Origin of the sequence: Amycolatopsis echigonensis (genome assembly GCF_014174495.1) — a bacterium.
Taxonomy (GTDB): Bacteria; Actinomycetota; Actinomycetes; order Mycobacteriales; family Pseudonocardiaceae; genus Amycolatopsis; species Amycolatopsis echigonensis.
Genome location: NZ_JACJHR010000110.1, coordinates 1 through 21,974 on the forward strand (window position 1 = coordinate 1; position 21,974 = coordinate 21,974).

General features: G+C 69.2%; 22 protein-coding genes and 1 tRNA gene. 14 read left to right on the forward strand and 9 right to left on the reverse strand.

All coding sequences use genetic code 11. From position 1 onward, the window contains the following. Both H5411_RS41365 and H5411_RS41370 read left to right on the forward strand, forming a co-directional pair. Positions 1-866: helix-turn-helix domain-containing protein (locus tag H5411_RS41365; RefSeq protein ID WP_312878722.1), on the forward strand; the 866-nt coding region annotated here is incomplete at its 5' end. 34 nt (positions 867-900) lie between these two features. Next, positions 901-1,131, forward strand: coding sequence for a DUF397 domain-containing protein (locus H5411_RS41370; protein WP_043835490.1), 231 nt, complete (start codon positions 901-903; stop codon positions 1,129-1,131). 63 nt (positions 1,132-1,194) lie between these two features. Here H5411_RS41370 and H5411_RS41375 read toward each other — a convergent pair whose 3' ends face one another. Further along, entirely contained in the window at positions 1,195-1,896 is a 702-nt protein-coding gene (locus H5411_RS41375; RefSeq protein WP_101436307.1) for a haloacid dehalogenase-like hydrolase, read from the reverse strand. An 89-nt stretch (positions 1,897-1,985) separates the two neighbouring features. On the opposite strand from H5411_RS41375, the gene H5411_RS41380 reads away from it, so the two are divergent. The 11 genes from H5411_RS41380 to H5411_RS41430 all read left to right on the forward strand — a co-directional run bounded on the left by H5411_RS41380 (position 1,986) and on the right by H5411_RS41430 (position 12,145). Beyond that, positions 1,986-3,185, forward strand: a complete 1,200-nt coding sequence (locus H5411_RS41380; RefSeq protein ID WP_101436308.1) for a helix-turn-helix domain-containing protein — start codon at positions 1,986-1,988, stop codon at positions 3,183-3,185. Between the two features lie 1,488 nt (positions 3,186-4,673). After that, positions 4,674-5,687, forward strand: a complete 1,014-nt coding sequence (locus tag H5411_RS41385) for a hypothetical protein (protein ID WP_143271391.1) — start codon at positions 4,674-4,676, stop codon at positions 5,685-5,687. A gap of 58 nt (positions 5,688-5,745) precedes the next feature. Then, entirely contained in the window at positions 5,746-5,994 is a 249-nt protein-coding gene (locus H5411_RS41390; protein WP_101436310.1) for a hypothetical protein, read from the forward strand. After that, positions 5,991-6,602 carry a hypothetical protein gene (locus H5411_RS41395; RefSeq protein WP_101436311.1) on the forward strand — a complete coding sequence of 204 codons (612 nt, stop codon included), beginning with the start codon at positions 5,991-5,993 and terminating at the stop codon, positions 6,600-6,602. Before H5411_RS41390 ends, H5411_RS41395 begins: the two co-directional genes overlap by 4 nt. Continuing rightward, positions 6,596-7,246, forward strand: a complete 651-nt coding sequence (locus tag H5411_RS41400; protein WP_101436312.1) for an HAD family hydrolase — start codon at positions 6,596-6,598, stop codon at positions 7,244-7,246. Before H5411_RS41395 ends, H5411_RS41400 begins: the two co-directional genes overlap by 7 nt. Next, positions 7,243-8,253, forward strand: a complete 1,011-nt coding sequence (locus H5411_RS41405; protein WP_101436313.1) for an SAM-dependent methyltransferase — start codon at positions 7,243-7,245, stop codon at positions 8,251-8,253. The genes H5411_RS41400 and H5411_RS41405 overlap by 4 nt, the downstream gene beginning before the upstream one ends. A gap of 562 nt (positions 8,254-8,815) precedes the next feature. Next, entirely contained in the window at positions 8,816-9,385 is a 570-nt protein-coding gene (locus H5411_RS41410) for a hypothetical protein (RefSeq protein WP_101436314.1), read from the forward strand. 135 nt (positions 9,386-9,520) lie between these two features. Further along, positions 9,521-10,408, forward strand: a complete 888-nt coding sequence (locus H5411_RS41415; RefSeq protein ID WP_101436315.1) for a S1 family peptidase — start codon at positions 9,521-9,523, stop codon at positions 10,406-10,408. A 93-nt stretch (positions 10,409-10,501) separates the two neighbouring features. Next, complete coding sequence (locus H5411_RS41420) at positions 10,502-11,320, forward strand: SAM-dependent methyltransferase (protein ID WP_101436316.1); 819 nt, start codon at positions 10,502-10,504, stop codon at positions 11,318-11,320. A 119-nt stretch (positions 11,321-11,439) separates the two neighbouring features. Beyond that, the gene (locus tag H5411_RS41425) at positions 11,440-11,910 is read left to right on the forward strand and encodes a hypothetical protein (RefSeq protein ID WP_143271392.1); all 471 of its coding nucleotides are present in this window, start codon (positions 11,440-11,442) and stop codon (positions 11,908-11,910) included. A gap of 162 nt (positions 11,911-12,072) precedes the next feature. Beyond that, positions 12,073-12,145 (forward strand) — tRNA-Lys (locus H5411_RS41430). Between the two features lie 91 nt (positions 12,146-12,236). Here the strand turns inward: H5411_RS41430 and H5411_RS41435 are convergent. The 6 genes from H5411_RS41435 to fxlM all read right to left on the reverse strand — a co-directional run bounded on the left by H5411_RS41435 (position 12,237) and on the right by fxlM (position 20,170). Beyond that, a complete protein-coding gene (locus tag H5411_RS41435) occupies positions 12,237-13,061 on the reverse strand; it encodes an SAM-dependent methyltransferase (protein ID WP_101436318.1) in 825 nt (274 codons plus the stop codon). A 267-nt stretch (positions 13,062-13,328) separates the two neighbouring features. Then, positions 13,329-14,354: a thiopeptide-type bacteriocin biosynthesis protein gene (locus tag H5411_RS41440; RefSeq protein WP_101436319.1), complete on the reverse strand. Its 1,026-nt coding sequence runs from the start codon at positions 14,352-14,354 to the stop codon at positions 13,329-13,331. After that, positions 14,336-15,550 (reverse strand): lanthionine synthetase C family protein, encoded by a 1,215-nt coding sequence (locus H5411_RS41445; protein WP_101436320.1) that lies wholly within the window; start codon positions 15,548-15,550, stop codon positions 14,336-14,338. Before H5411_RS41445 ends, H5411_RS41440 begins: the two co-directional genes overlap by 19 nt. Then, positions 15,547-18,666 (reverse strand): lantibiotic dehydratase, encoded by a 3,120-nt coding sequence (locus H5411_RS41450; protein ID WP_101436321.1) that lies wholly within the window; start codon positions 18,664-18,666, stop codon positions 15,547-15,549. Before H5411_RS41450 ends, H5411_RS41445 begins: the two co-directional genes overlap by 4 nt. A gap of 31 nt (positions 18,667-18,697) precedes the next feature. Next, positions 18,698-18,868, reverse strand: a complete 171-nt coding sequence (locus tag H5411_RS41455) for an FxLD family lanthipeptide (RefSeq protein ID WP_081685088.1) — start codon at positions 18,866-18,868, stop codon at positions 18,698-18,700. Positions 18,869-18,874: 6 nt separating this feature from the next. Beyond that, positions 18,875-20,170 carry a methyltransferase, FxLD system gene (gene fxlM / locus H5411_RS41460; protein WP_167441929.1) on the reverse strand — a complete coding sequence of 432 codons (1,296 nt, stop codon included), beginning with the start codon at positions 20,168-20,170 and terminating at the stop codon, positions 18,875-18,877. A 191-nt stretch (positions 20,171-20,361) separates the two neighbouring features. On the opposite strand from fxlM, the gene H5411_RS41465 reads away from it, so the two are divergent. Beyond that, positions 20,362-21,468 (forward strand): IS110 family transposase, encoded by a 1,107-nt coding sequence (locus H5411_RS41465; protein WP_246370192.1) that lies wholly within the window; start codon positions 20,362-20,364, stop codon positions 21,466-21,468. A 20-nt stretch (positions 21,469-21,488) separates the two neighbouring features. Here the strand turns inward: H5411_RS41465 and H5411_RS41470 are convergent, their stop codons facing one another. Together H5411_RS41470 and H5411_RS47210 are read right to left on the reverse strand one after the other, a co-directional pair. Next, on the reverse strand, positions 21,489-21,854 hold the full coding sequence (locus H5411_RS41470; protein WP_183126988.1) for a hypothetical protein: 366 nt from the start codon (positions 21,852-21,854) through the stop codon (positions 21,489-21,491). Continuing rightward, complete coding sequence (locus tag H5411_RS47210) at positions 21,844-21,966, reverse strand: hypothetical protein (RefSeq protein ID WP_246370201.1); 123 nt, start codon at positions 21,964-21,966, stop codon at positions 21,844-21,846. Before H5411_RS47210 ends, H5411_RS41470 begins: the two co-directional genes overlap by 11 nt. Positions 21,967-21,974: the final 8 nt, after the last annotated feature.

Consider the following 21,974-nt stretch of genomic DNA (forward strand, 5'->3'; position numbering starts at 1 on the left):
AAGGAGATGGCGTGACTCAGCATCAGCAGCTGCCGCCCGCGGTCATGAAGATCGTGCTCGGCGCCGAACTGGAACGGCAGCGTCTCCGAGCAGAGGTCACCCAAGAGCAGGCCGCGCAACGATTGCGCTGCGGGCAGTCCAAGATCGCCCACATCGAGGGCGGCAGCGGCATCAAGGCGATGGAGCTCGACGCGCTGCTCGACCTCTACGGCGCCGATGACAACGACACGGCCTATGCGCGGGCGTTGCAGGCGGAGAGCAACCGGCGCACCAAGCGCGGCGCGTTCAGTACCCGGTTCAAGCAGCAGATGCGGCTGCTGGTGGACATGGAACCCAGCTGCAACGAACTCTTGTCACATCAGGCCATGGTGATCCCCGGCCTCCTTCAGACCGAGGAGTACATGCGCGCGCAGTTCCGCGCGTGGCGCCCCTCGCCCACCCAGGACGACATCGATCGCGACACCGCGAACCGGCTCGGGCGGCAGCGGGTGCTCGACAACACCAGCCAGAAGTTCTGGTTCATCATCGACGAGGCGGCGCTACGGCGGACACCCATCGGCCCCGAGGCGATGAAACCCCAGATCACGCACCTGGTCGAGGTGATCGACCGGCCCAACGTCGAGCTGCAGATCGTCCCGTTCGACATCGGTTACTACATGGGGCAGAGTCACGACTACACCGTGTTCCAATATGAGGCGGATCCGCAGGTCAGCATCGTCTACCTTGAGAAGCATGACGGCGGCGAGTACGTCGAAGGAGCTAAGAAGACCGCCCGCTACCTCGACCTGTTCGACCAGCAGAAAGCCGCGGCCATCGGGCAGGAGCGGGCGCGGCGCTTCCTGCTCGACTTCGCTGCCAGCTTGTAGCCGCGCAAGACCACCGGAAGGCATCTCCCCAGCCATGGATATCCAGAACGGCAACAAGGCGCACCTCGACACGGACTTCCGCGAGTGGGTCAAGTCGCCCCTGAGTAATCCCAACGGCAACCAATGCGTCGAACTTTCCTTCACCAGCAACGCGGTCGGCATGCGCGACAGCCAGAACCCGGACGGTGCGGTACTCGTGTTCGACAATGACGAGTGGAACGCCTTCGTGGGCGCGGTCGAGTCCGGGTTCTTCCAGCATCGCTGAGGGGCCGCGATCCTTCGACCGGGTGTTCCGCAAGGCGTGTCGGCGGCGTTGCGCCGGGCGTGTTCAGGCCACCAGCCGCTCGATCATGTCTGGGGTCAGTGCCGGAACGACCTCGACCGCGCCGGCCGCGCGTAGTTCGTCTTCGGTGCTCTTGCCGGTCGCTACCGCGATCGCGCGTACACCGGCGGTCAGCGCTGCCTGGATGTCGTGGGGCGTGTCGCCGATCAGCACGGTGCGGCTGTTGTCGAACGGCACACCGAGGCGTTCGAAGGCGCGGCGTTGGGCGATCTGCACGAGACGTGGGCGGCTGGCGTCATCGTCACCGAAAGCACTGGTTTCCAGGTCGAGGTATCGCGCCAGCCCGAAGACCTCGAGTTTGATCCGGGCAACCTCCCGGAGATTGCCGGTCAGCACACCTTGGTGGGCGCGGGGATCGGTCGCCAGCGCGGCGAGCGTCTGCCGAGCACCAGGCAGCGCTCGACCGGTCGTGGCGAGTTCGTCGGCCATCTCGTTGTAGCCCGCCACAAGGGCTGCCGTGAGCCGCTCAACGGCTTCGCTGGTGGGGTCAACACCGTTGATGCGCAGGGACTCGGTCATGATGCCGAGCTCGGTCCGGCCCGCGATCGCCGCGAGCCTGGCCAGCGGTTTGCCCGTCGCAACGCGGAATGCACGGTCGTACACCGCACGTCCCACACCGCGGGTCTCGATTAGCGTGTGGTCGACATCCCACAGCACCAGCGTTCGGGGCGGTTCAGGCGCGCTCATGCAGAAAGTCTTTCACCACCAACCGGCCGAGCCCGGGACAGTATCGTTTACCCTGGTCGCGACCCTGGAGGGCGGTCGGGAACTTCGCAATGAGCGATCATCTGGCGCATGTGGTGGGCGAGCGGATCCGGTTCTACCGGACCACTGCTCGCCGAACCAAGGCGGTCGTCGCCGGGCTGGCTGGCATCACACCGGACTACCTCTACCAAATCGAGCGTGGCCAGAAAGTCCCAACGCTCGCCGTGCTGGCCGAGCTGGCAACCGTCCTCCACGTCGATCTCGGCGAGCTGCTCGGCGTGGTGCCGCCGCCACCTCGGCAGCACACTGACAGCGCCGCTGCGGACGCCCTCTATCGCGCCCTTGTAAGCCCGGCAACACCCGTACCGGGTTTCCGCGGGAATGACGAAGTGCGCCGTGCGGTACTCGACGCGTGGAGAACCTGGCAAACATCGCCGCACCGCTACACCGCGCTGACCGCCCAACTGCCCACCCTCATCGGCGAGACAGAAGCAGCTCTTCGCGGCGCCGACGCGGCGGGAAGCCGCGCCGCGCACAGGTCGGCAGCGGATCTCTACTGCTTGGTCCGCACCGTCACCAAGCGAGTTGGCCGCGGTGACCTGTCATTGCTGGTCGCCGATCGCGCAGTCCGGGCTGCGGAAGAGGCCGACGACCCGGTCCGCTTGGCCGGGGTTCGCTGGAACCTGACCCAGGTCTTGTTGGCCGACGGGCAAACCGAGGGAGCCGAAGCAGTCGCCATGCATGCCGTCGACGAGCTCCGCCCGTTCCGCGCGAACGGTAACCTCGATGCCTTGGCCGTGTCCGGGGCTCTGCTACTCATCGCGGCTATCGCCGCTGTGCGCAACGGAGACGCCTGGGGCGCTCGCGACCGGCTCCGGCTGGCCAGCCCGCTCGCCGAGAAGACAGGCGAGCGCAACACCTGCTGGACGGCCTTCGGCCCGACGAACGTGGCCATGTACGCCGTCAGCATCGAACTCGAGTCAGGCGAGGCTGCCGAAGGGCTGCGTCTCGCGGAACGCATCGAACCCCAACACTCACCCTCGATCGAACGGCGGGTCGCGTTCCTGCTCGACCAGGCCAAGGGCTACCAGCAACGCCGGGACTACGCCCGAAGCCTCCGACTGCTGGAAACGGCCGCGTCGGAAGCTGCGGAAGACATGCAGTTCCGGCCAACGGCGCACAAGTTGCTGCGCACGACGATCGAGCGCGGCCAACGATCGGTATCGGCCGAAGCCTCCCGCCTCGCCGGCCAAATTGGCCTTCCGTTCTGACACCAAGCACGTCGCTCAAGGCACCCGAACTGACAGTTCGGGTTACCCGCCGGTAACCGCAGTACCGTGCTTCTGGCGCTTGGACACTGGACCTACGCAGGAGGGACGGGTAGGCAGGGATCGGCTTCTGGCCGAACAATGCTCTGATGATCGATTGTGGCACTTTGGTGGCACTTCGCCCGCTGCGTTCGCTCATAGTCTCGCCCGTCTCACGCTCAGCAACGACGCGCGAAAGGGGTGACTATGACGATTCGTTTTCGCGAATGCCGAGATTCGCGGGCATCGGCGGGCAGTCATGCCCGTCGGTCGCCTCGTCTCGAATGTTTCGTGGGTCGTTTTCGCTCACTGCGGGCGAATTGTCGCGACATGGGCGGGGGGCGGGCATTTTCGCGCCGCAGCTCATTGGGAGATGGTGGGCGTGCCAACACCTGATTCTTACGCCGAGGCGGCGCAAGTTGAGCAGTCACTGGGTGAGTTGACAAGGCGCGGGTGGCATTTCATGTCGGTGACCGATCACGCCGGTGAGCTGGTTGAGCTTGCTGGATCGTATGCGCACCCGGACTCCGATGTGGTGGACACGATTCGCATGCGCAGCCCGGAGGATTGCTTGGCACGGCGGATAGTTGGAAATCCGCGCGCAGGTGGCGGAGTGACGTGGGAGCGCGACGGCGACTTGTTCTCGTGCGTCGCGGATTTGCTGGACTTGCCAGCTGCCGATGCGCGTGCGACACCCCGCTTAGTAATCGCGAGCGCCCCGCAATTGTGGACACCCGGCGCGCCGTTTCGTCATTGAATCCGCCGTAGCTTACCGGCCATTCTTTTGGGGGATGAATTCCATGACCGACGATCGTCTAGCTGTCAAAATGCACAGCAGTGAGGCGCGGCAGATGCGACCATTGGTGACACATCGAGATCTTTTCCTTTCATCGCCAGTGAAAACCACACCTGGCACTGCGGACAAGGCGCGACTGCTCATGACGCCACACCTGGCACCGGTAGTGCTGCGCGAGCGGGATCGACCGCTGCGCGTGATCGCGGAGGAGGCCGAACGCCGCTTGGGCATCCGCGCCGACGCCACAACTCCGGACGTCGGCAGGAAGCCCCCACGGGGCACTCACTCAAGTCGTCGCCAGCTGGGAGTGCACGCCGATGGTGGCGAGTAAGACCGTGCCCCCGATGTCCTCGCCGCAGCCCGCTAAGGCCCTTCCCCCAGGGGTTCCGGGCGTTGCTGCGAGGACTGGGGCGGCGGAACCACAGAGCAATTCGACGATTCCCCCTCCTGCTCGTGGTTTCGCCGCCCCACCCCGCACCGACTCGGACGAGGGCAGGTCGATGCCGGCGGTGATCGTGCTCCCTGCTCACGCACACACGGCGACCATCGGCATGGTCGCGCGCCACGTCGAGGATGCGGTGCTAGCCGGAGCGCGCGGTCGGCCGGTGTGCACGGTGCTGGTTGATACCAGCGACCGGAAGGACCCGTCGACCCAAATGAGGTTCGCCTCCAGCGGTTTGCGCGCGACGCACGTGGTGCTGACCTTGCCGGGCGCGAGCTGGGGCGCGGCGGTGGGGCGCGGCCTGCGCCACGCCGCGCAGGTCGGCGCAGAGGAGGTGGTGCTGGCAGATCCAGACGTGCCTGCGGATCTTGAAGCGCCAGCTGCGGAGTCACGGCTCGCGTCGGCGTTGCGCCGACTGCGCGAGCAGGACCGACCGGGAGCGGTGTGCACCCCGTTGGCCGCGCCGTGGTGGCAGCGATTGCTCGCCATTCACGTGCTGCGGCCCTTATGCGCGCCAGCGCTGGGCTTGACGCTGGTGGACCCGCAGGTCCGCACGCTGGTGCTCTCCGGCGACGCCGTACCCCACGCGCTCTCACCGTCCTGGGGTTTGATGCGCATGGGCTGGGAGCACGGGCACGGCCTGGGCCTGTTGGCAGCCGTTCGCGAGGCCGGTCTGGATGTCGGGCAGACCTTGCCACGCATTCCGCACTCCGAGGCGTTCGCCCGGTCGATGAACCGGGATCCGGTGGATCGTGGCGAAGCGTCCGCACTGCTGCCGATCGCGTTGCGGATGGCGTCGGTCGGCCCCTCGGAGCGCGACCCGGCGCCGGTAGTGCCGTGGGTGGCCGATCTCGGGTTGGTCCAGGGACACCTTCCGCCGCCGGAGATGCTGACGCAGTGCTCGCGGGCGGCCCAGGTAGTGGCTTCGCGACCGGGCGTTGCCGCGGGCTGGCCCGAGCCGCTGCTGAACTCCTGGCATGCCGCCCGGGCGCTGCGAGCCGATATTCCCGCGATCGCCGAACGGTTGTGGCTGACGTACCTGGCGCGGCTCGGGCCGTGGCTGCGCTTCGGCGCCAGCGCCGGTGGCTACACCGCGCCCGCCCGTTATTCAGTGGTCGCGGCGGCACGCCAGTTCTTGCTGGCCACCGGAACACCGGTCGTGGCCGACCAGACCGCTGAGGACTTCGGCGGTGAGCACATCGCCTCGTCGCTTCCCGGCACCGGCTGAGCACAGTCAACGCTCGCCGGTCACGTTCCCGCGAAGTATCTCGAAGAGAAAGGTTCGTATGCCACGCCGACAATTCGCACCGGACGACGCCGTGGACTGCACGACGGTCAGCGGCCGAGACTGCGCCGAGGTGTTCGCCGCCGCAGCCGAGTGGCTGGCCGACCCAGCACAGGCCGAAGTCCAGGTCTGGGGCATCGACCTCGACCAGCCCCGCCGCGCCGATCGCGAATCCGACGCGGACGTCTACCTCGAGCTGTTCTACAAGCGCTCCGACGACGGCCGCAGCACCGAAGAGCACGGCGAATGACCACGGCCAACTTCCCAGACCGCGCTGTGGAACGAATCGCGTTGTTCGGGGCACTCGCCAGCGCGTTCCACGGGTCGCATCTATGGGCTGACCGCTGGCTCCAGCGTCCGAAAGACGCTGTCCTCAAAGGACTACACGGCGACGAGCTGGTATACCCCAGCGACGGCAAATCCGCAGCCGAGGTCTCGCGTGAGAATGAGACCCCGGTGCCGGCCTGCGTCGTCGGGCGCCGCGCGGCCACAGCTCACGTGTTGACCTACGCCGCCGGGCAACTGATCGTCACCGAGGCCGTCGCGCGCATCCTCGGCCTGCGTCTGCCGTGGCGTGCCCAGCTGGCCGGTGCGGTGATCAACTTCGGGACGCACTGGATCATCGACCGTCGTCGTTTCCTGTTGTGGCTGGCGAAGCGGGTCAACCACAAGGACACCTTCATCGCGGTCGCCACCGTGATGCGCAAGCCCGATACCGAACCGGACACGTCCGGGCCGGGCACGGCGCTCTCCGACCTCGACCAAGGGCTCCACAAACTTCTGGGTGTCATCGCGGCGGCGGTGATGGCCCACCTCGCCGTTCCCGCGCGCCGTCGAGTGCGAGGTACCGCGTGCTGATCACCACCGACGTGGGCGACACCCTCGGCTCGTTCGATCGGCCCGGCACGGCGGACGTGCTGCGGGACATCGCGCTGGCGCCGGACAACGCGGCCGAGATCGACCGCAACATCCTGCACGTCGTGCCCGAACTCACCGACGAGGTCGCCGAACTGGTGCGCGAGCGGTTGCTCATCAACACCTCCGACTGGCCGCAGATCTGGCCGACCGGCGGGTTCACCGCCTACCCCGGCACGCTGGCCGCCCTGGAACGCCTCGCGGCCCTGGCACCGGTGGTGGCGCTGTCGAACGTCTCCTGCATCGCCGGGCCCGCCAGGATGGGCGACCTTCTTGACCAGTGCGGGCAGCACCTCGCCGGGGTGTACACCAGCTACCAGCTGCGTGCACGCAAACCCCAGCCCCGGTCCTGGACCACGATCGCCACCGAGCACCAGGTGCCGGTCAGCGACATCGTGCACCTCGGGGACCGCGTGCCCGAAGACATCCGGGGAGCGCTCGCCGCCGGGTGCCGGGCCGCCGTGCTCGTCAACACCCGCGACGTCGACATCCCGGACGACGTTCACCGCGACCCGCGTGTCGCCGTGGTACCCGATCTCGCCGGCGCCGCCGAACACCTCGCGAAACTGGCAGGAGCACCTGCATGAGCGTGACGATCTCGCCGATGCCCGAGGAACGCGGGCGCTACTGGAATGGGTTGTGTTCTCATCCGCACGGCGGATGCGGGGCGACCTTTACCTGGCCACACAACCGGATTCGCCAACAGCGCCACTGGGGCGAACTGCCGCGCTTATGCCTGTGTTATCCGCATATCTCGCGGGTGGAGAACGCGATCGTCGCCAACGGCGACCGGGCATGGCTGCTCGATCACAAAGTCGCCGAGGAAATGAAACGCATCGCCCCGTACGCGAAAACGGCGCTGCGGATGCGGCGCGCCTTTACGTCCCGGGTGATCGAGTACGCGCTGGACGAAGGCATCACCCAGTTCGTGGAACTGGGGTCAGGACACGTGCACACCAGCGCGGCACACGCGGCGGTGATCGGCGCGGACGCTGAGCAGGATCCCACGATCGTGCTCGTCGACCACGACCCGCTCGTCCTTGCCCACGGTCGGGGCGACTTCGAGGACGACCCCCGCGCTCGGCACCGATCGAACATGGTGCGGGGAAACCTCTTCGCTGTCGGCACGATGCTCACCCACCTGTCCACGAAGGGATTGCTCGATCTCACCCAACGCGTGTGCGTACTGGCAGTCGACCTCTTGCACTTCGCCGAACCCGGAATCGACGGCCGCTCCGTGCCGCGACGCCTAGCACAACGTCTGCATCCGGGCAGTCTTGTCGCGATCACGCACCTGACGGACGAGCCGTTGCTCGCGCCCGCGAACCCCGGCGATCTCGTGGCCTTGCGGGCGGTCACGGCCCGCTGGTGCCGAGCACACCAACGCTGTGTGCCGCCGCACCCGCAGCCTTGCAGCGTCGATGAGTTCGCCCGGCTGTTTACTGATCTCGATCTGCTCGACCCGGGCATCACCACGACCCGGCGCTGGCCCGAGCCGGAGGAGACCCGCCACCCCCGCGCGCCCTACACCCTCGCCGCGGTCGGACGTGTTCCCGAACGCCGCGCCGACGTCAGCCGGACGGGCGCGCCATGATCCACAACGACCGGTCTGACGATGAGCCCGATCCTCCTCGTCGGCCTTTCGGCCGCGCTGCTGGTGGCTGGCGCCGTGCTCGCCGTGCGAGCCCGCGCTCGCCGTCGGCGACGGCGCTGGAACGAGCGCCCGGACTCGGTCGCGGCAATAGCCGCCCGCGTCGAAGCCGAGCAGAAACAGCCACCACCCCCGGCCTGGCCGGTACACGACCGCGACCTCCGGGCTACCCGTCCGGAACGCGAGCAGCCGACGCTGCGGCTTCCCCCAGTCCGCACACCACCCGCACGGCCACGAACCGGGCCCCGGCCCTACCTACGACACGCTTCGCGCCCCACGCCACCGAACGACGCCGACACCACTGAAGCCAGGACACGTCCGCCCGAACCGCACTAACCGCGCCACCACGACGGTCGAGGCTCGCGGCTTCATTCCCCGACGAACCGCGTCCGCTGCCGTACGGCCGACAGCGCAGACGCTCTGCCCGAAGTCGCGAAGGCCATCGCCCCTTTGCGGGCCACGCACAACACCGCCCACTGACACCCCAAGGAAGGCCACCACCGGAATGCTCCACCTATTCGGCACCCTGCTGACCCGTGTCCGGGACGTACTCGACCCGTTCGTCGGGACCGGCCGCCACGGGCGCCCGCCCGCCGACGACGGAACCGTCGACCCGCTGATCGCCTGGTTTACCTATCGCGGCTGGACAATTCTCGATCGCGACTCAGACATCGTCGCCAACTTCTACTACCCCGCGAGTTTCGGTGACGCGCTCGACGACGACAACCGCCGGTACCCCGCGGCCGATGTCGGCTTGAACGAACTCGAATGCGACCTCTACCGCGACGGTGAGCACTGGATCGCCCGCTTCACCTCGTGCGGCACCATCATCGGCTGCGCTCGTCACCGCAGCACACCGCTCAGCATCGGCCTGCACACCGGTGTCTTTCCCGCCGTGCTCGTCCGACTGGAACACCATGCGCGCACGCTCCACCCCAACGAGATCTCCCGTTGCCTGATCTTCGGCTCGTGCGGCAGCAACGACAATCCCAGCGAGCCCTGCCGAACCGGCGCGCCGGGACACGACAAACCCGCCCTGCACGCCGTGACCGAACGCGAAGACGTCGTCGAATAGCCGGGGTCAGCCGCCGATGCCGTTCAGCCATCCAGGCCGCGGGCCACCGATCTGCCCGGACCGCAACGAATCCATTGTGGACAAATTGTCGCTTTTCTTTCAGATGGGAAGACAACCTTCGTGAACAGAAAGATCATGTCGTTCACAGCAGCCGTCACGGTGAGCATCGCCGCCGCGCTGACCGCCCCGGTGACCACAGCGGTCGCCGACACCCCGCCTCCGGTCGAACCGATGATCGTCGGCGGGCACCCGGCCACGAGCGCTCCTGCCGGTATCACCTCGCTGCAGTACGACGCGCCCGCGCACGGCGCCAAGTACATCGACTACCACACCTGCGGCGCGGCCTTGGTGTTCCGAGGCTGGGTGGTCACCGCCGCACACTGCGTCACCGACCCGCCAACAGGTGCGGCCAACGGGTCCACGGCCCGGCGATTCGCAGCCGACGCGGCGCCGATCCCGACCGCGGACAAGGCGTTTCACGTCCGGGTCGGCAGTCTCGATCGGCTCTCCGGCGGGGAAACCGCGACGGTGACCAAGATCGTGGTCCACCCCGGCTGGAACTGGGCCCAAGGCGCGCCCAAGAACAAGGTCTCGGACATCGCCATGCTCAAGCTCGACCACCTGCTCCAGCAGCCGACCGTCCAGCTGGCGCGCGACACCGCCCGTCGGGACAGCAAGATCAGCCTCTACGGCTGGGGCGTGACCGAGCCCGACAGCACCAGCACCGACCTGCCGCTGCACCTGCAACAGCTCGACACCCGCGTCACCGCGCCCTCCCGCTGCGCGGACGCGGCCATGTCCGTCGGCGAGCTGTGCACCGACAACCCCTCGGGCACGGACGGCAGCTGCTACGGAGACTCCGGCGGGCCCGCCCTGGCCACCGTCAACGGCGTGCAGCAGCTCGTCGGCGGCGCCAGCCGCGCCGCCACCGAATTCTGCGGCACCGCGCCCGACGTGTACACCAGCTCACCGGACTTCCGGGACTGGATTTACCACGTCGCCCGCACCGGCAACGCCACCTAACACGAAGCCCGGGCTGTCGCGCCCGTGCCCAGCACAGCGCGGCACCCCGGGACTCAGCCGGATCAGACCTGAAGTCGGGGACGACCAACGCCGATGAACCACACGACAAGCGCGACCGCGAACGACGCCCCACGATGGCCGACACCGGACTTCTCCCGGCTCGAACAACCCAACACGGCCCGGATCGCGGACTGGGCCGCCGGAAACAGCCACAACACCGGCGTCGACCGGTATTTCGGCGAACAAGTCGCACTCCTGCTACCCGTCGGCGACATCGCCCGCCATAACCTCGCCTTCGCCACCGACGTACTGCATCACGCGCTCGACCACGGGGTCCGGCAGGTACTCGTCCTCGGTTGCGGCATGCCCACCGGGCCCACCTGGCGGCACCAGGCCACGCTTGCCCATCCCGGAATCCGCGCGGTTCATGTCGACTACGACCCCATCGTGACCGCCGCCTGCACGATCGCCCGGCAACAGCATTCCAACCCGGCGAGCGAGATCCTCACCGCCGACCTGCGCGACCCCGACGCGATCCTGGCCAGCACAGCGGTGCGGAGCACCCTCGACCTGACCCAACCCGTGCTCCTGCTGGCCACCGCCGTCCTGCACCACGTCCCGGACGAACACCACCCCGCCGACATCCTCGCCCGCTACCGCGACGCCCTCGCCCCCGGCAGCTACCTCGCGCTCTCCCACCTCACGCCCCCGGACAAGCCCGAAGACCATCTCCGCCTGTCGGCCGCGCTGAACCTCTATCGCAGCATCGAACAACCACTCACGCCCCGATCCCGCCGCACGCTCAGCCGCTGGCTGTCCGGCCTCGACACGATCCCGGCCGACCACCACGACGGCCCGTTCCTGCACTGCGTCGCCGCACGCATCCCCGACGCCGACGTCCAAGACCAGTAATGGGCAGCCGTACCGGCAGCGCTGTTGCCGCTGCGAGGACTCGCCGCCCGGCCCCACCGGGCATGGCCAGCCGGTACGAGGCCGGCGCGTCCCTGCGGTCCCTCGCTCGCCGCTACCGCATGTCCGTCAAGACCGTCCGCGCCCATCTGGTCGCCGCTGGCGTCCAGATCCGGCCGCCCGGCCGCCCCAAGCGAACCGCGCACCCAGCCGCCTCAACCGCGGGCTCGACGGCCACCCTGCCCACGGAGCACCGACCAGCCCTGGCCGCCGTCCACCTTCTGCGACCACGCCCCAGTGGTCAGCACGAGAAGCCGGAACCCGAACCGCAGTGGCCATCGTTCGACCTCGATGCCCTCTTCACGCCGGTTGCCCCCGAACCGCCCGCGACAGCGACGGCTGGCGAGCGATGCATCGGCTTCACCACCCCGCAGACCGTGCACAGGATCAGCGACACCCCGATAGCGACCCGATACGGCGACCACACGGCCGCCTTCACTCGATGCGCGCGAATCGGCCTCATCGACGCCACGATCCCCGACGACGCCCAACCCTGCGCCGAATGCCACCAGGGCGCCCCCACGCAGGAATAACCGCGCCGACAGGCCCAGCGACCGGATCCGGGGGCGACCCACTTCGACAACCGACAGGCACGGCCAGCCGGGAACCACCAAGCCCGCAATTACCACGGTCCCCCGGTCAACAGGGCACCCAGGCCGCGCAGCGCCCGACGGCCTCCCGCTAAACTTACTCGCGGGCCGCTAGCTCAGTTGGTAGAGCAAAGGACTTTTAATCCTTGGGTCCAGGGTTCGAGCCCCTGGCGGCCCACAAGTTTCCGCAGGTCAAGCCACCTTTCCTGTTAAGTTCAGCGAGGTGGCCTCGGCTGGCGAGGTCGTGTGAGGTCCCTGGGCGAGGTTGCTCAGGGTTTGATTCCGACGGCGGCGAGTCCGAGACGCCTGGTTGGCGTCGGTGCGGTCATGCTGGGGCCGTCGGGCCACCAGTCGTCGAACGCCACGAGGCCGGGCGGCACGAGTTCCAGTCCGTCGAGCAGGGCCTCGATCTCGGCGCGGGTGCGGTAACGGCCAGTATTGGGACAGCGGACCTGCCAGGTGGCCTCCAACGCGCACGCGGCGTCGTGCTCAGGGCCGGTGCCGGGATCCCACCAGTGGCTCACGACGACGGCGGAACCGGGTGCGAGCGCGTCACGGTAGGTCGCCATGAGCTTGTCGGGATGGGCGTCGTCCTCGACGTGGTGCAGGGTGTCGGTGAGCAGCAGCCCGATCGGGCGGGTGAAATCCAGGAACGCACCGGCGGCGGGCAGGAGTTCTTCAGGATAGGTGTAGTCGGCCTGAAGGACGAGGCTGCACTCGCCGTCTTGCAGCAGGGCGCGACCGTGGGCCACGACGATGCAATCGGCGTCGGCGTAGGCGACCCGAGCGTCGGAGTTGTGGCGCTGGGCGACCTCGTGGGTGTTGTCGAACAGGGTCGGCAGCCCGACGCCGCAGTCGAGGAACTGGTCCATCCCGATGCCGGCGAGGTACCGCACGGCGCGGACGTGCCACGCGCGTTCGGCGCGGACCAGGTCTTTGAAGCCGGGTGTCGCGTGTTCGAGCTCGGCCACCAGGTCCCGGTCGATGGAGTAGTTGTCCTTGCCGCCCAGCGCGGCATCGCGCACCCGGGCTACCCCAGGGCGGGTGGTGTCCAGCGAGGGACACATCGGGTGGGTGCTGTTGATGTGCGCCATGACTGGCCTTCCCCACGGGTGGGCTCGTTCACCCCGACTCGAACGAACCCGTTGACACTGTAACGGCGTGCGCGGCTGTGGCACCCGGGCGCCGCTGTACCGGAGCGACAGTGGCGCGACGGCCCGGGTGTCCCGCTCTGGCTGGGGGTGTGACCGGTATCCGCGACGTCCATGACGGCGGAGCGGTGCACCGTGTCACCGAGGTTTCCCCGGCGGCGAGCCGTCGCGTCGTGGTTGCCAGAGGTCGGTGTTCGGGGCGCATGGTCGCTAGCCGGTCACCGACGATGCCGGTGCGTCGGTGTCGGCGGTCTTGACGGTGTGGGCGTCCAGGATCGCGGTGCGCGCCGCGTGGGCGAGGATGGCTTGCGTTCGCGCGGTGAAGCCGAGGCGGTTCCAGTGGAAAATGATCGCGTAGCTGATGACCTCGCGGAGGCCCCTGCGAAGGCGACCCTCGCTCGCTGCGGCACCGAGCGCGTGGCCGGCGTCGCGGAATGCTCGTGTCCAGGGGGCGATGGATGCCAGCGGCCCGCCCGGGCCGAGCAGTGACCCCCTGTCGGTGATGTCGGCGAGCAGGGGTTGGCGGATCGCCGCGGCCATGGCGGCGACGTTGCCGGAGGTGATGTCGGCGGGCAGCGGGCGTTGCTGGGAGACGTGGTGCCAGATGTCGCCTTGCTCGTACCACTCGATGTGGGCGGCGCGCATGAGCGTGCTGCACAGCAGCAGGGACAGCTCGCGGCGGCCGAGGCCGATGTCGCGGTGCGCCACGGTGAGGATGGCGTGGCTGTCGGCGCAGAACAGGTCGTGGGCGATGTCGATACCGGGGTGGTCGCCGAAGGCGGCGGTTTCCGGTTCGTAGATCCCGGTCCACCACGAGTGGAGGTGACCGCGGGCGGTGAGGTCGTCGAAGGCGCCGGAGAGCGTCTGTATCAGGGCGTGGCGGTGTTGTGGGCCGACGTGGAGCCGCAGTCGCCAGCAGGGGTGTTTGCGGATGAACCACCACCCGCTGGTCATGTCGTCATCGGCAGCGAGGGTGAGCAGCGGGGCGAGGTGCGCGGTGGCGGTGTGTTCGGCGTTGTCCCAGTCGGTGAAGCGGAGGTAGACCTGCCACCAGCTGGGGTCGGTGTGCTGGTCGAGCGCGCGCTGGCCCGCGTCCCGGTAGATCTCGATCGCGTCGGACAGTGCGAGCGCGTCCATCCCGGCTGTCGAGGCGGCCTGGTCCACTGGCGTGCCGGCGAGGACGGTGGCGATGGCGTGCTCGAGGCCAGGGCACGGGGTCAGGTGATCAGCAGGCATGCGTCCCATCCCGAGATCGGTGGTGTGTCGTGAGTCGCGGTGTGCGCGGCGAGCGCGAGTCCTGCCGTGCCGGTGAGGAACCCGGCGGCCTGTTCAGATGTGTTCGAGGTGGCGTGGCTCAACGATGCGGCCAAACGCGGCAGGTGCTGGCTGATGTCGGCGCTGAGCGCGTCTTGGGCCGCGCGCCAGGCGGTCTGGTAGAGCCCGGCCCAGCCGTGGCAGAGGCTGGTGTCGGTGACGTGGGCGAGTTGGCCGGAGTCGGCCAGGCAGACGGCGAGGGCGTCTTCGGCCAGGCGTTGCCGGGCGGTGTCGCCGGCAGCGATGGCGGCGATCTGCTGGGCGCGCGCGATTCCGGGGGTGCCGTAGCACCAGCTCGGCCGCAGTGGGCCGCGCTGGTGGGCTCGGCCGGTGCGGATTTCGTCGTGGGTGAGCCATTCCGGCCACCACGGGCCGGAATCGTCGTCGTGGCGCCAGGTGTCCAGGTGCGCGCAGATCCGGGCGATGGCCTCGGCGTGGCCCTCGACGGTGACACCGCGGCGCAGCGCGGTGCCGAGGAAGGCCAGCACGCCGCAGATGCCGTGCGCGAGGCCGAGGTTCGCGTGGCCGCCGGGTGTCGCGATCGTGGTGTCCGGGTCGTGCCCAACCCACCATCCGGGCAGCTGGTCAGGCCGGGGTTCGGTCAGGCGCACGAGGTGGTTCAGGACCTGTTCGAGTACGTCGGCGCCGGGGTTGTGCTGGAGCAGGAGCCGCCCGATCCCGGTCAGGCCGGTGAACAGGTCGTACTCGCTGAAATTCGGGGCCTCGCCACGGCTGGCGCGGGCCGCAGCGGTCTCAACGCGGTGCTGGGCCAGCGTGCGGACGCGAGCTTCCAGGGTGGCGACAGCGTCCTGGTAGCGGTGCCGCCCGTCGGCCTGCGCCGCGTGCAGGAGGAAGGAGATTGCCGGTGCGCCGAGGTAGAGGTTGGTGTCGGCGGCGATGCTGACGCCGCGGGAGGTCGCCGCAGTGACCCACGGGTGGGCGGTGGCCCAGGATCCGGCTCCGGCGAGGGCGCGTTCGATGTGCAGCAGGGCGATCCCGGCCGCGCCTTCGGCCAGCGATTGCTCCCGGCCGCTGTGGTCGTCTGGGTCGGTGACCGGGACCGCCAGGCGCGCGGCCAGTTGGTCGGAGAGCGTTTGTGGTTCCCGCGTGGTGGTCATGCTCGGTCCTGGCGGAGAAGGGCGAGGCGGCGCTGGGCGGTGGCTCGGGCGAGGCGAGCGGTGACCTTTTCCGTGCCGGGGTCCACGCTCACCGCGCGCAGGTGGTGGCTGTGCAGCAGCGTCCGCAGCACTAGCCGTTCCTCGACGCTTTCGTCGTGTGCCGCGCGTTCGCGGTAGGAGGCGAGGGCGTGGTGGCGCTGCTGCCACGCCTCGGTGACGGCGTCTCCGCCGGGTAGGGGCCGCAGCTGGCCGTGGTGGTCGACGAGGGCGAGTGCGGCGTCGGCGAGCGCGCGGTCGAGCTTGCCGGGTTCGTGAGGCAGCAGGTCGACCAGGTCGCGCAATCCGAGCTGCGGGGAGGTCGCCAGTGACGCGACGATCTCGGTCATGGAGGCCGCCGCAAGGGCTTGGCCGGGTGTTTCGGTGCGTTTCGCACAGCGCAGCTGTTCCACGGCGGCCACCGAGTCCGCGGTGAACACCTCGTCGAGGGCGTCGCGTGTTTCCGGGGTGTGGCCGAGGGCGGCCGGGGATGGTGTTGCGGAGGCGTAGGTGAGTTCGGCGAGCAGACCTGCCTCGCTCAGGGTGCCGGCCCAATCCGTGAGCTGGGCGGCCACGGCCTCGTGGGTGTCGGGGCGGGTACGCAGGCACAGCACGAGGTGCTGGTCGCAGTCGGCTCGGGCGGGGTCGTGATGTCGCCAGAACCACCACGGCGCGGCGCCGTGCTCGGTGTTGACGCCGGTGATCAGGCCGGGCAGGTAGTCGGTGAGGATCTCGTCGAACCGTGTGGGATGGGCGTGCAGGTGTGCGCGGATGATTCCTGCCCTGCCTGGCATCGCCGTGTCCGAGCGGCGCACCGCGACGTGTGGCCGGGCTGCTCGTGTCTCGTCGTGCCCCGGTGTCTTGGCCGGTGGGGCGGCGCGCAGTGGGACCACTAGTTCGCAGGGGCGCCCGGCCCAGCCGCCGGGTTCGTGAGGTCCGGCCTCGCGCAGTTCGAGGTGGCCGGTCCGGTTGCGTTCCAGGCGGCTGCGCAACAGTGCGCGATCAGCGTGGTCGTCCAGGTCGAGCGGGAGCCGGAGTTCACCTTCGACCAGGACGACCGCCGAGGGCACCCGCCACCGTGCCCGCCAGGTGTGCAGCGCCTCGTCCCAGGAACCGGTGCCCGCGGCGGGTGGGACGTCAGTGGGGGTGAGGTGCCAGCGGGCGGGCGAGAGGACGGCGCGGCCGTGGCGGATGCGGGGCACGAACGGCAGGTCGTCGGCGACGCCGTAGCCGAACGGGCCGTACACCGCGCGGCGCGCGGAGGCGACCTCGGCCAGGAACCGCGCCAGCGGCGGGGTCTGGATGGTGTTCTGCAGCGCGTGCGGGATGTGCGGCTGGACCCGCCGGCCGGTGGAGATCCGCACAAGCGCGATCTCATCGGCGTCGGCGGTCACCGCCAGATCGTCCAGCTCGATCACGGTCCGCTCGGTGGCGTGGTGTTCGCCGAGAGGGATCAGGTACGGCAGGAACCGGGGTACGCGCACGATGTTCTCGTTGCCCTCGCGCCGTGGCGGGAACGACAGCTGCGCGCAGGCGACGTCGGCGCAATCCGGGGCGTAGCTGGCGGCCAGCCGTTCCCGGTCCTGTTCGGACAGCAGGCGGGTGAAGCGTCCGGCCATGCTGGTGGCGTGCATCGGAGCGCCGGTGACCCACAACTGGAAATGCCCGCGTTCCAGGGCTTCGGATGAGGTGGCATGAAGCTGGAACGCCAGCTCCGCTCGAGCGGGCGCGATGAGTTTCGCGTGGTCACCGACGCGGAGATCCTCGAGGACGGACTCGGTCACGGCGATCTCGGCCCGGCCCTCGGTGCTGGCGCGCTGGATCAGCCGCAGGAGGGTGACGTCGCGTTCGGTGACGAGGTGCGCGGCGCGCGGCCGGGCCGCGCCGAGAAACCCGGCGGGGAAACCCAGCCCGGAGTCGGCGATCACCTCGCGCACACCGACGACCGCGCCCGCGCCGTAGCGGTCCAGGAACCGGGCGTGCCAGTCCTTCCATGCCGGATCGCCGAACGGGAACGGGGTGAGCCGCAGGAGCGTCGTCGCGGCGATCTCCGCCTCGCGCAGCACCGCCTCGGGAACGGTCAGCTCGCCGGCCACCGCCACGTCCACGGCCTGGACCCGCCCCGGGGTCGGATGGAGCGCGCGCATCCGATCCTCGGTCTGCTCCAACGCGATCGCGTGCTCGGCCATCGGCGCCCAGGCACGCGCCGAGGCCAGCTCGTCCCGGATCGCGGTGAGTTCGGCGGTCATCTTCACCAGGTCGGGCAGGTCGTCGATGCCCGCGGCGTCGAGTTCGGCGAGCAGGTGCGACAACGGGTCCGTCGCTGTCAACGGTGGTCGCAGTGTGGTGATCAGCGCGCCGCTCTCGACCAGTTGCGCGAGCAGTCGGCCGATGGTCTCGGGGTCGGTGGCGGGGAAGTCGGAGCCGATCCGCTCAGCCAGCTCCGCCATCCGCACCGGGGACGCCGCGCCTCGCAAGGCGTTCTCGACCGCGCGGGTGTAACGGAGGGAGGTGTCGAGTGCCGCGCCGCGCTGGGGCTGGGTTTCGTCCGGGCGGGCGGGAATCACGACCCGGGTGCCGCGCCGGAACGCGGCGTTGTTGGCGACCACTGTCAAGCGCGGCAGCAGGTCGTGACGTTGCTGCAGGCCCGTGATGATCTCGCCGAGCCATCGGGCGTCCGCCCGCGCCGACACCCGGCATTCGGGGTCGAGGCGAGCGGACGCCGGGGCGTCGGTGGAGGCGGCGGCGACTCCGGCGAACAAGCCGAACGGGGTCGCGCGCCGCCTCCACCGCAGCAGGTAGGACGAGGTGGCCGACAGCACACGCCGAACCTGGCGCGGGTCGCCGTCGCGGCCGGAGACGAGCTGGTCAATCTGCTCGGCCAGCACGGGGCTCGCGATTCGCAGCGCGGCACGGACCTCGGCGCGGTGCCATAACCGCACCAGCCACGCCCGGCCAGTCCCGGAGGCGTCCCCGGTTCCGGCGGACACGGCCTCGGGCACGTCCAGCCCGCCTGGGTCCGTGCTGACCCGGGCCAGCACCAGATCGACGTGCTGGAAATGGGTCCGTTTCGCGGCCATGAGCCTCGCCCTGTCTTCTACTCGGAGTCGGTCACAGAGGCGTGGCGACGTGGCTGGTGCAGGCGGACCCGCAGGTCGTGCCGCCGCAGTTGTCGCTGGTGTCGCACGACATCTTCGCCAGCGGCAGGCTGTCGGCGATCACCGTCAGATCCAGCGAGAACTCGTCGGCCTCCTCGGCCGGGGAGGTAAGGGCCAGGGTCATAATCGATCACTCCTTCTCGGTTACTTCTTGGTGTTCCTGGCCTGTCGGGGAAGGCCAGGACATCGTGATGCGCTGGTGCCGCTTGTCGACAACCACGCCGTCGGGCAGCCGCTCGTCCGGGGTGCCGGGCGGCCACACGCCGAAGGTGGGCCCAGGGCCGTGGCGCTGGTCGCGGTCCCACGCGCGGATCTGCTCGCAGAACGCGGTGACGAGGTCGTCCGCGTGCGGGCCGAAGGCGTGCGCGCCGAATTCGGCGATCCCGGGTTCGACACCTCGCGTAGTCAGATACGCGACCGAGTCACCCTCGATGGCAGCGGAGTCGAACCACACGGTGCCCTCGTCGACCAGTACCGGCCGCAGCGACGCCTCGGCGCGCAGCTTGCCGAACCCCGGGAAAACGGTGGCCAGCCACAGTTGCAGCGTTTCGAACGACTCGGCTCCGCCGATCCGCACACCCGTCCACGCCTGCGCACGCGGGGTGTCCAGGACGCCGTCCAGGTCGGGGACCTGCTCGCAGGGCCAGCCGTCGTCGAACCGCATCACCGCGTCGGTACCGCGCAGCGGCACCAGCTGCTCCTGGTGCGCTCCGTCGCCCTGCATGGCGACGAATCCGCAGATCTCCGCCGACCGGCTCACCAGGTGATCGCCCTCGCGGACCAGTTCCAGGGAACGGGTCAGTCCCCGCACCCGCAGCGGCACCACCAGCCGACCGTCGGGGGCGAGCTGGTCCAGCCACGCCTGCGGGATGTCCCAGGCGCCGACCGTGACGATGATCCGGTCGTAGGGTGCGAAGTCGGCGATCCCGGTCTCGGCGTCGGCGAGGATGACGTTGACCCGCTCGTAGCCGGCGGCGTCCAGCAGCCGCCGGGCGCGTTCGGTGACGTCGGAGTCGATGTCGACGGTGGTGACCTGCCCGCCGGGTCCGGCCAGCCACGCCATCATGGCCGCGTTCACCCCGCCGGAGCCGATCTCCAGTGCCCGCATCCCGGGGCGGATGTCGGCCTGCTCCAGCATCCCGGCCTGCAGCTGCGGCGAGGACACCGTGCTGATCGGCACGCCGCGCTCGTCCCGCTTCACATGCACCGCGTCGCGAGCCTTGTACGCCTGCGCCGGTGTCGCCTCGGGGGCGAACAGATGCCGGGGCACCCCGTCGAACACGGCGGCGACCCGGTCGCTGCGGATCGCCCCCATCTCCCACAACTCGGCGATCATCGCCTTCCGCAACTCGTCGGGGTCCTCGGCCGCGCGGGCGGCATCGGTGTCGGTGTGTTCAGGTGTGCTGATAGCAGTACCTTCTTTCATGGCTGGGGCCTCCGGGGAACGCTTGATGTGCTTGTCCCGCGAGGACTGTGATGAGACAGCGTCCTCGGAGGTTTTAGCCGGAGGCTTGTCGTCTTGGAGGGTGTTGTCCCGATGAGGACTGGTTTATCAGCACGACGCGCGGCCTCCGGTTCCAGTTTTTTCGTTCCTGGACACGAAGGGAGTCGGCGCATTTGCTGGGAGCAGGTATCGACTGGGCGGAGTCTTTTCATGATGTGGCCCTGGGCCGCCCGGGCGAGGGAGTGATCGAGCAATTCCGTATTGACCACACCGCGGCGGGAGTCGGTCGGCTTGTGGCTCGCTGCCTGGAATTGGAGACCGACCCGGCCGACGTGCGGATCGTGCTGGAAACACGACACGGTCTTCTGGTCGAGGCGTTGACTGATGCGGGCTTCACGGTCCTGCCGGTCAATCCGGATGTGGTGGCCCGCCGCCGGGGGCCGGCCAAGAAGAAAGACGACGCCGAGGACGCCCGGATTTGCTGCTTGCTGGCATTGGATCAGTTCCTGGAGCTGCGGAAACTGATCCCGCACGGTGAGTTGGCGGGCGAATTGCGCGCGATCGCCCGAGACGACGAACGCGCCGCCCGCGACGAACGAAGGCTGCTCAACCGGCTGCGTGCGGACTTGCTGGCCATCTTCCCGGCCGCTCTGGCCATCGCCGGCGGCGACCTCGGCTCGCCGGTCATGCTGAAGCTGTTGAGCCGCTGGCCAGGCCATGACCAACTGGCCGCAGCCGGCCCCGGCGACATCGCCGCGTTCGCTCGCGCCGCTAAACACGGCTGGCCCGACCGCTTCGCCGCCCGCGTCGCTGACGCCCTGGACGCTGACCGGTTGCCGGTCAAAGAGTATCTGGTGCGCGCGAAATCCGGCACGATCGCGCTGACTGCGACCCAATTGCTGGCCATCCGCGATCAACGGAGGGCGTGGGAACGCCGCATGGCGGAATTGCTGCTCGGATCGGCCCGTCATGGCCGCGCGAAACAACCGAAGGAGCCTGATCCGGGAAAAGCGATCCCGGGCGGTGAGATCTACCTGAGTTTCCCCGGGCTCGGGGACCGGCTCGCCGCCCGGATAGCCGGAGAAATCGGAGACGACATCACCCAGTTCGACACACCCAACGGGTTGCAGTGCTATGGCGGCACCGCCCCCGTCACCCGACGCTCCGGCCGGAGCGAGTTCGTCGTCGCCCGCCGTTTGGCGCATAACCACTACCTGGGCACCGCCGTGACGGCGCTCCCTGAAAGTCCCCAGGGGTACTCGTCGAAATTCCCCAGCTGAGGTGTGCAGCTTAGCCTGGGTCAGCGGTGGAGTGGGATCACTCCGTCGGGTGCTGCCAGGGGCATCTGCGGGCGGGCGGCTTCGGGTGTGGTGAGCAGGGCGACGATGGTGACCGGGCCGCCGCAGTGCGGGCAGTCGCGTTGCGCGGCCGGCTGCGGCAGCGGCGCGGGCGCGCTCGGCGGGGCGGCCGCCGGAGGCGGCCCGAAGGACGTGTGCGGGTGGCTGGTGCGTTCGACTTCGCGGCGAGCCGCCGCGGTGCGTTTGCACTCCCGCGAGCAGTAGAGGCGGGTCTTGGCCTGCCGACCGTTCGCGGTGAAGGCTTCCCAGCAGATCGGGCAGGTCTTGCGGGTCGCGTTGTAGTTCGGATCGCGCGGGTCAGGAGACATGTGCGTTCACCGCCTGGCGCAACTTGTCCGATGTGGACTGATGCGACCTCAATCGGTAAGATGGACCGTCGATACCGACCACCGTCGCCCGGTGCAACAGTCGATCCAACATCGCGGCGG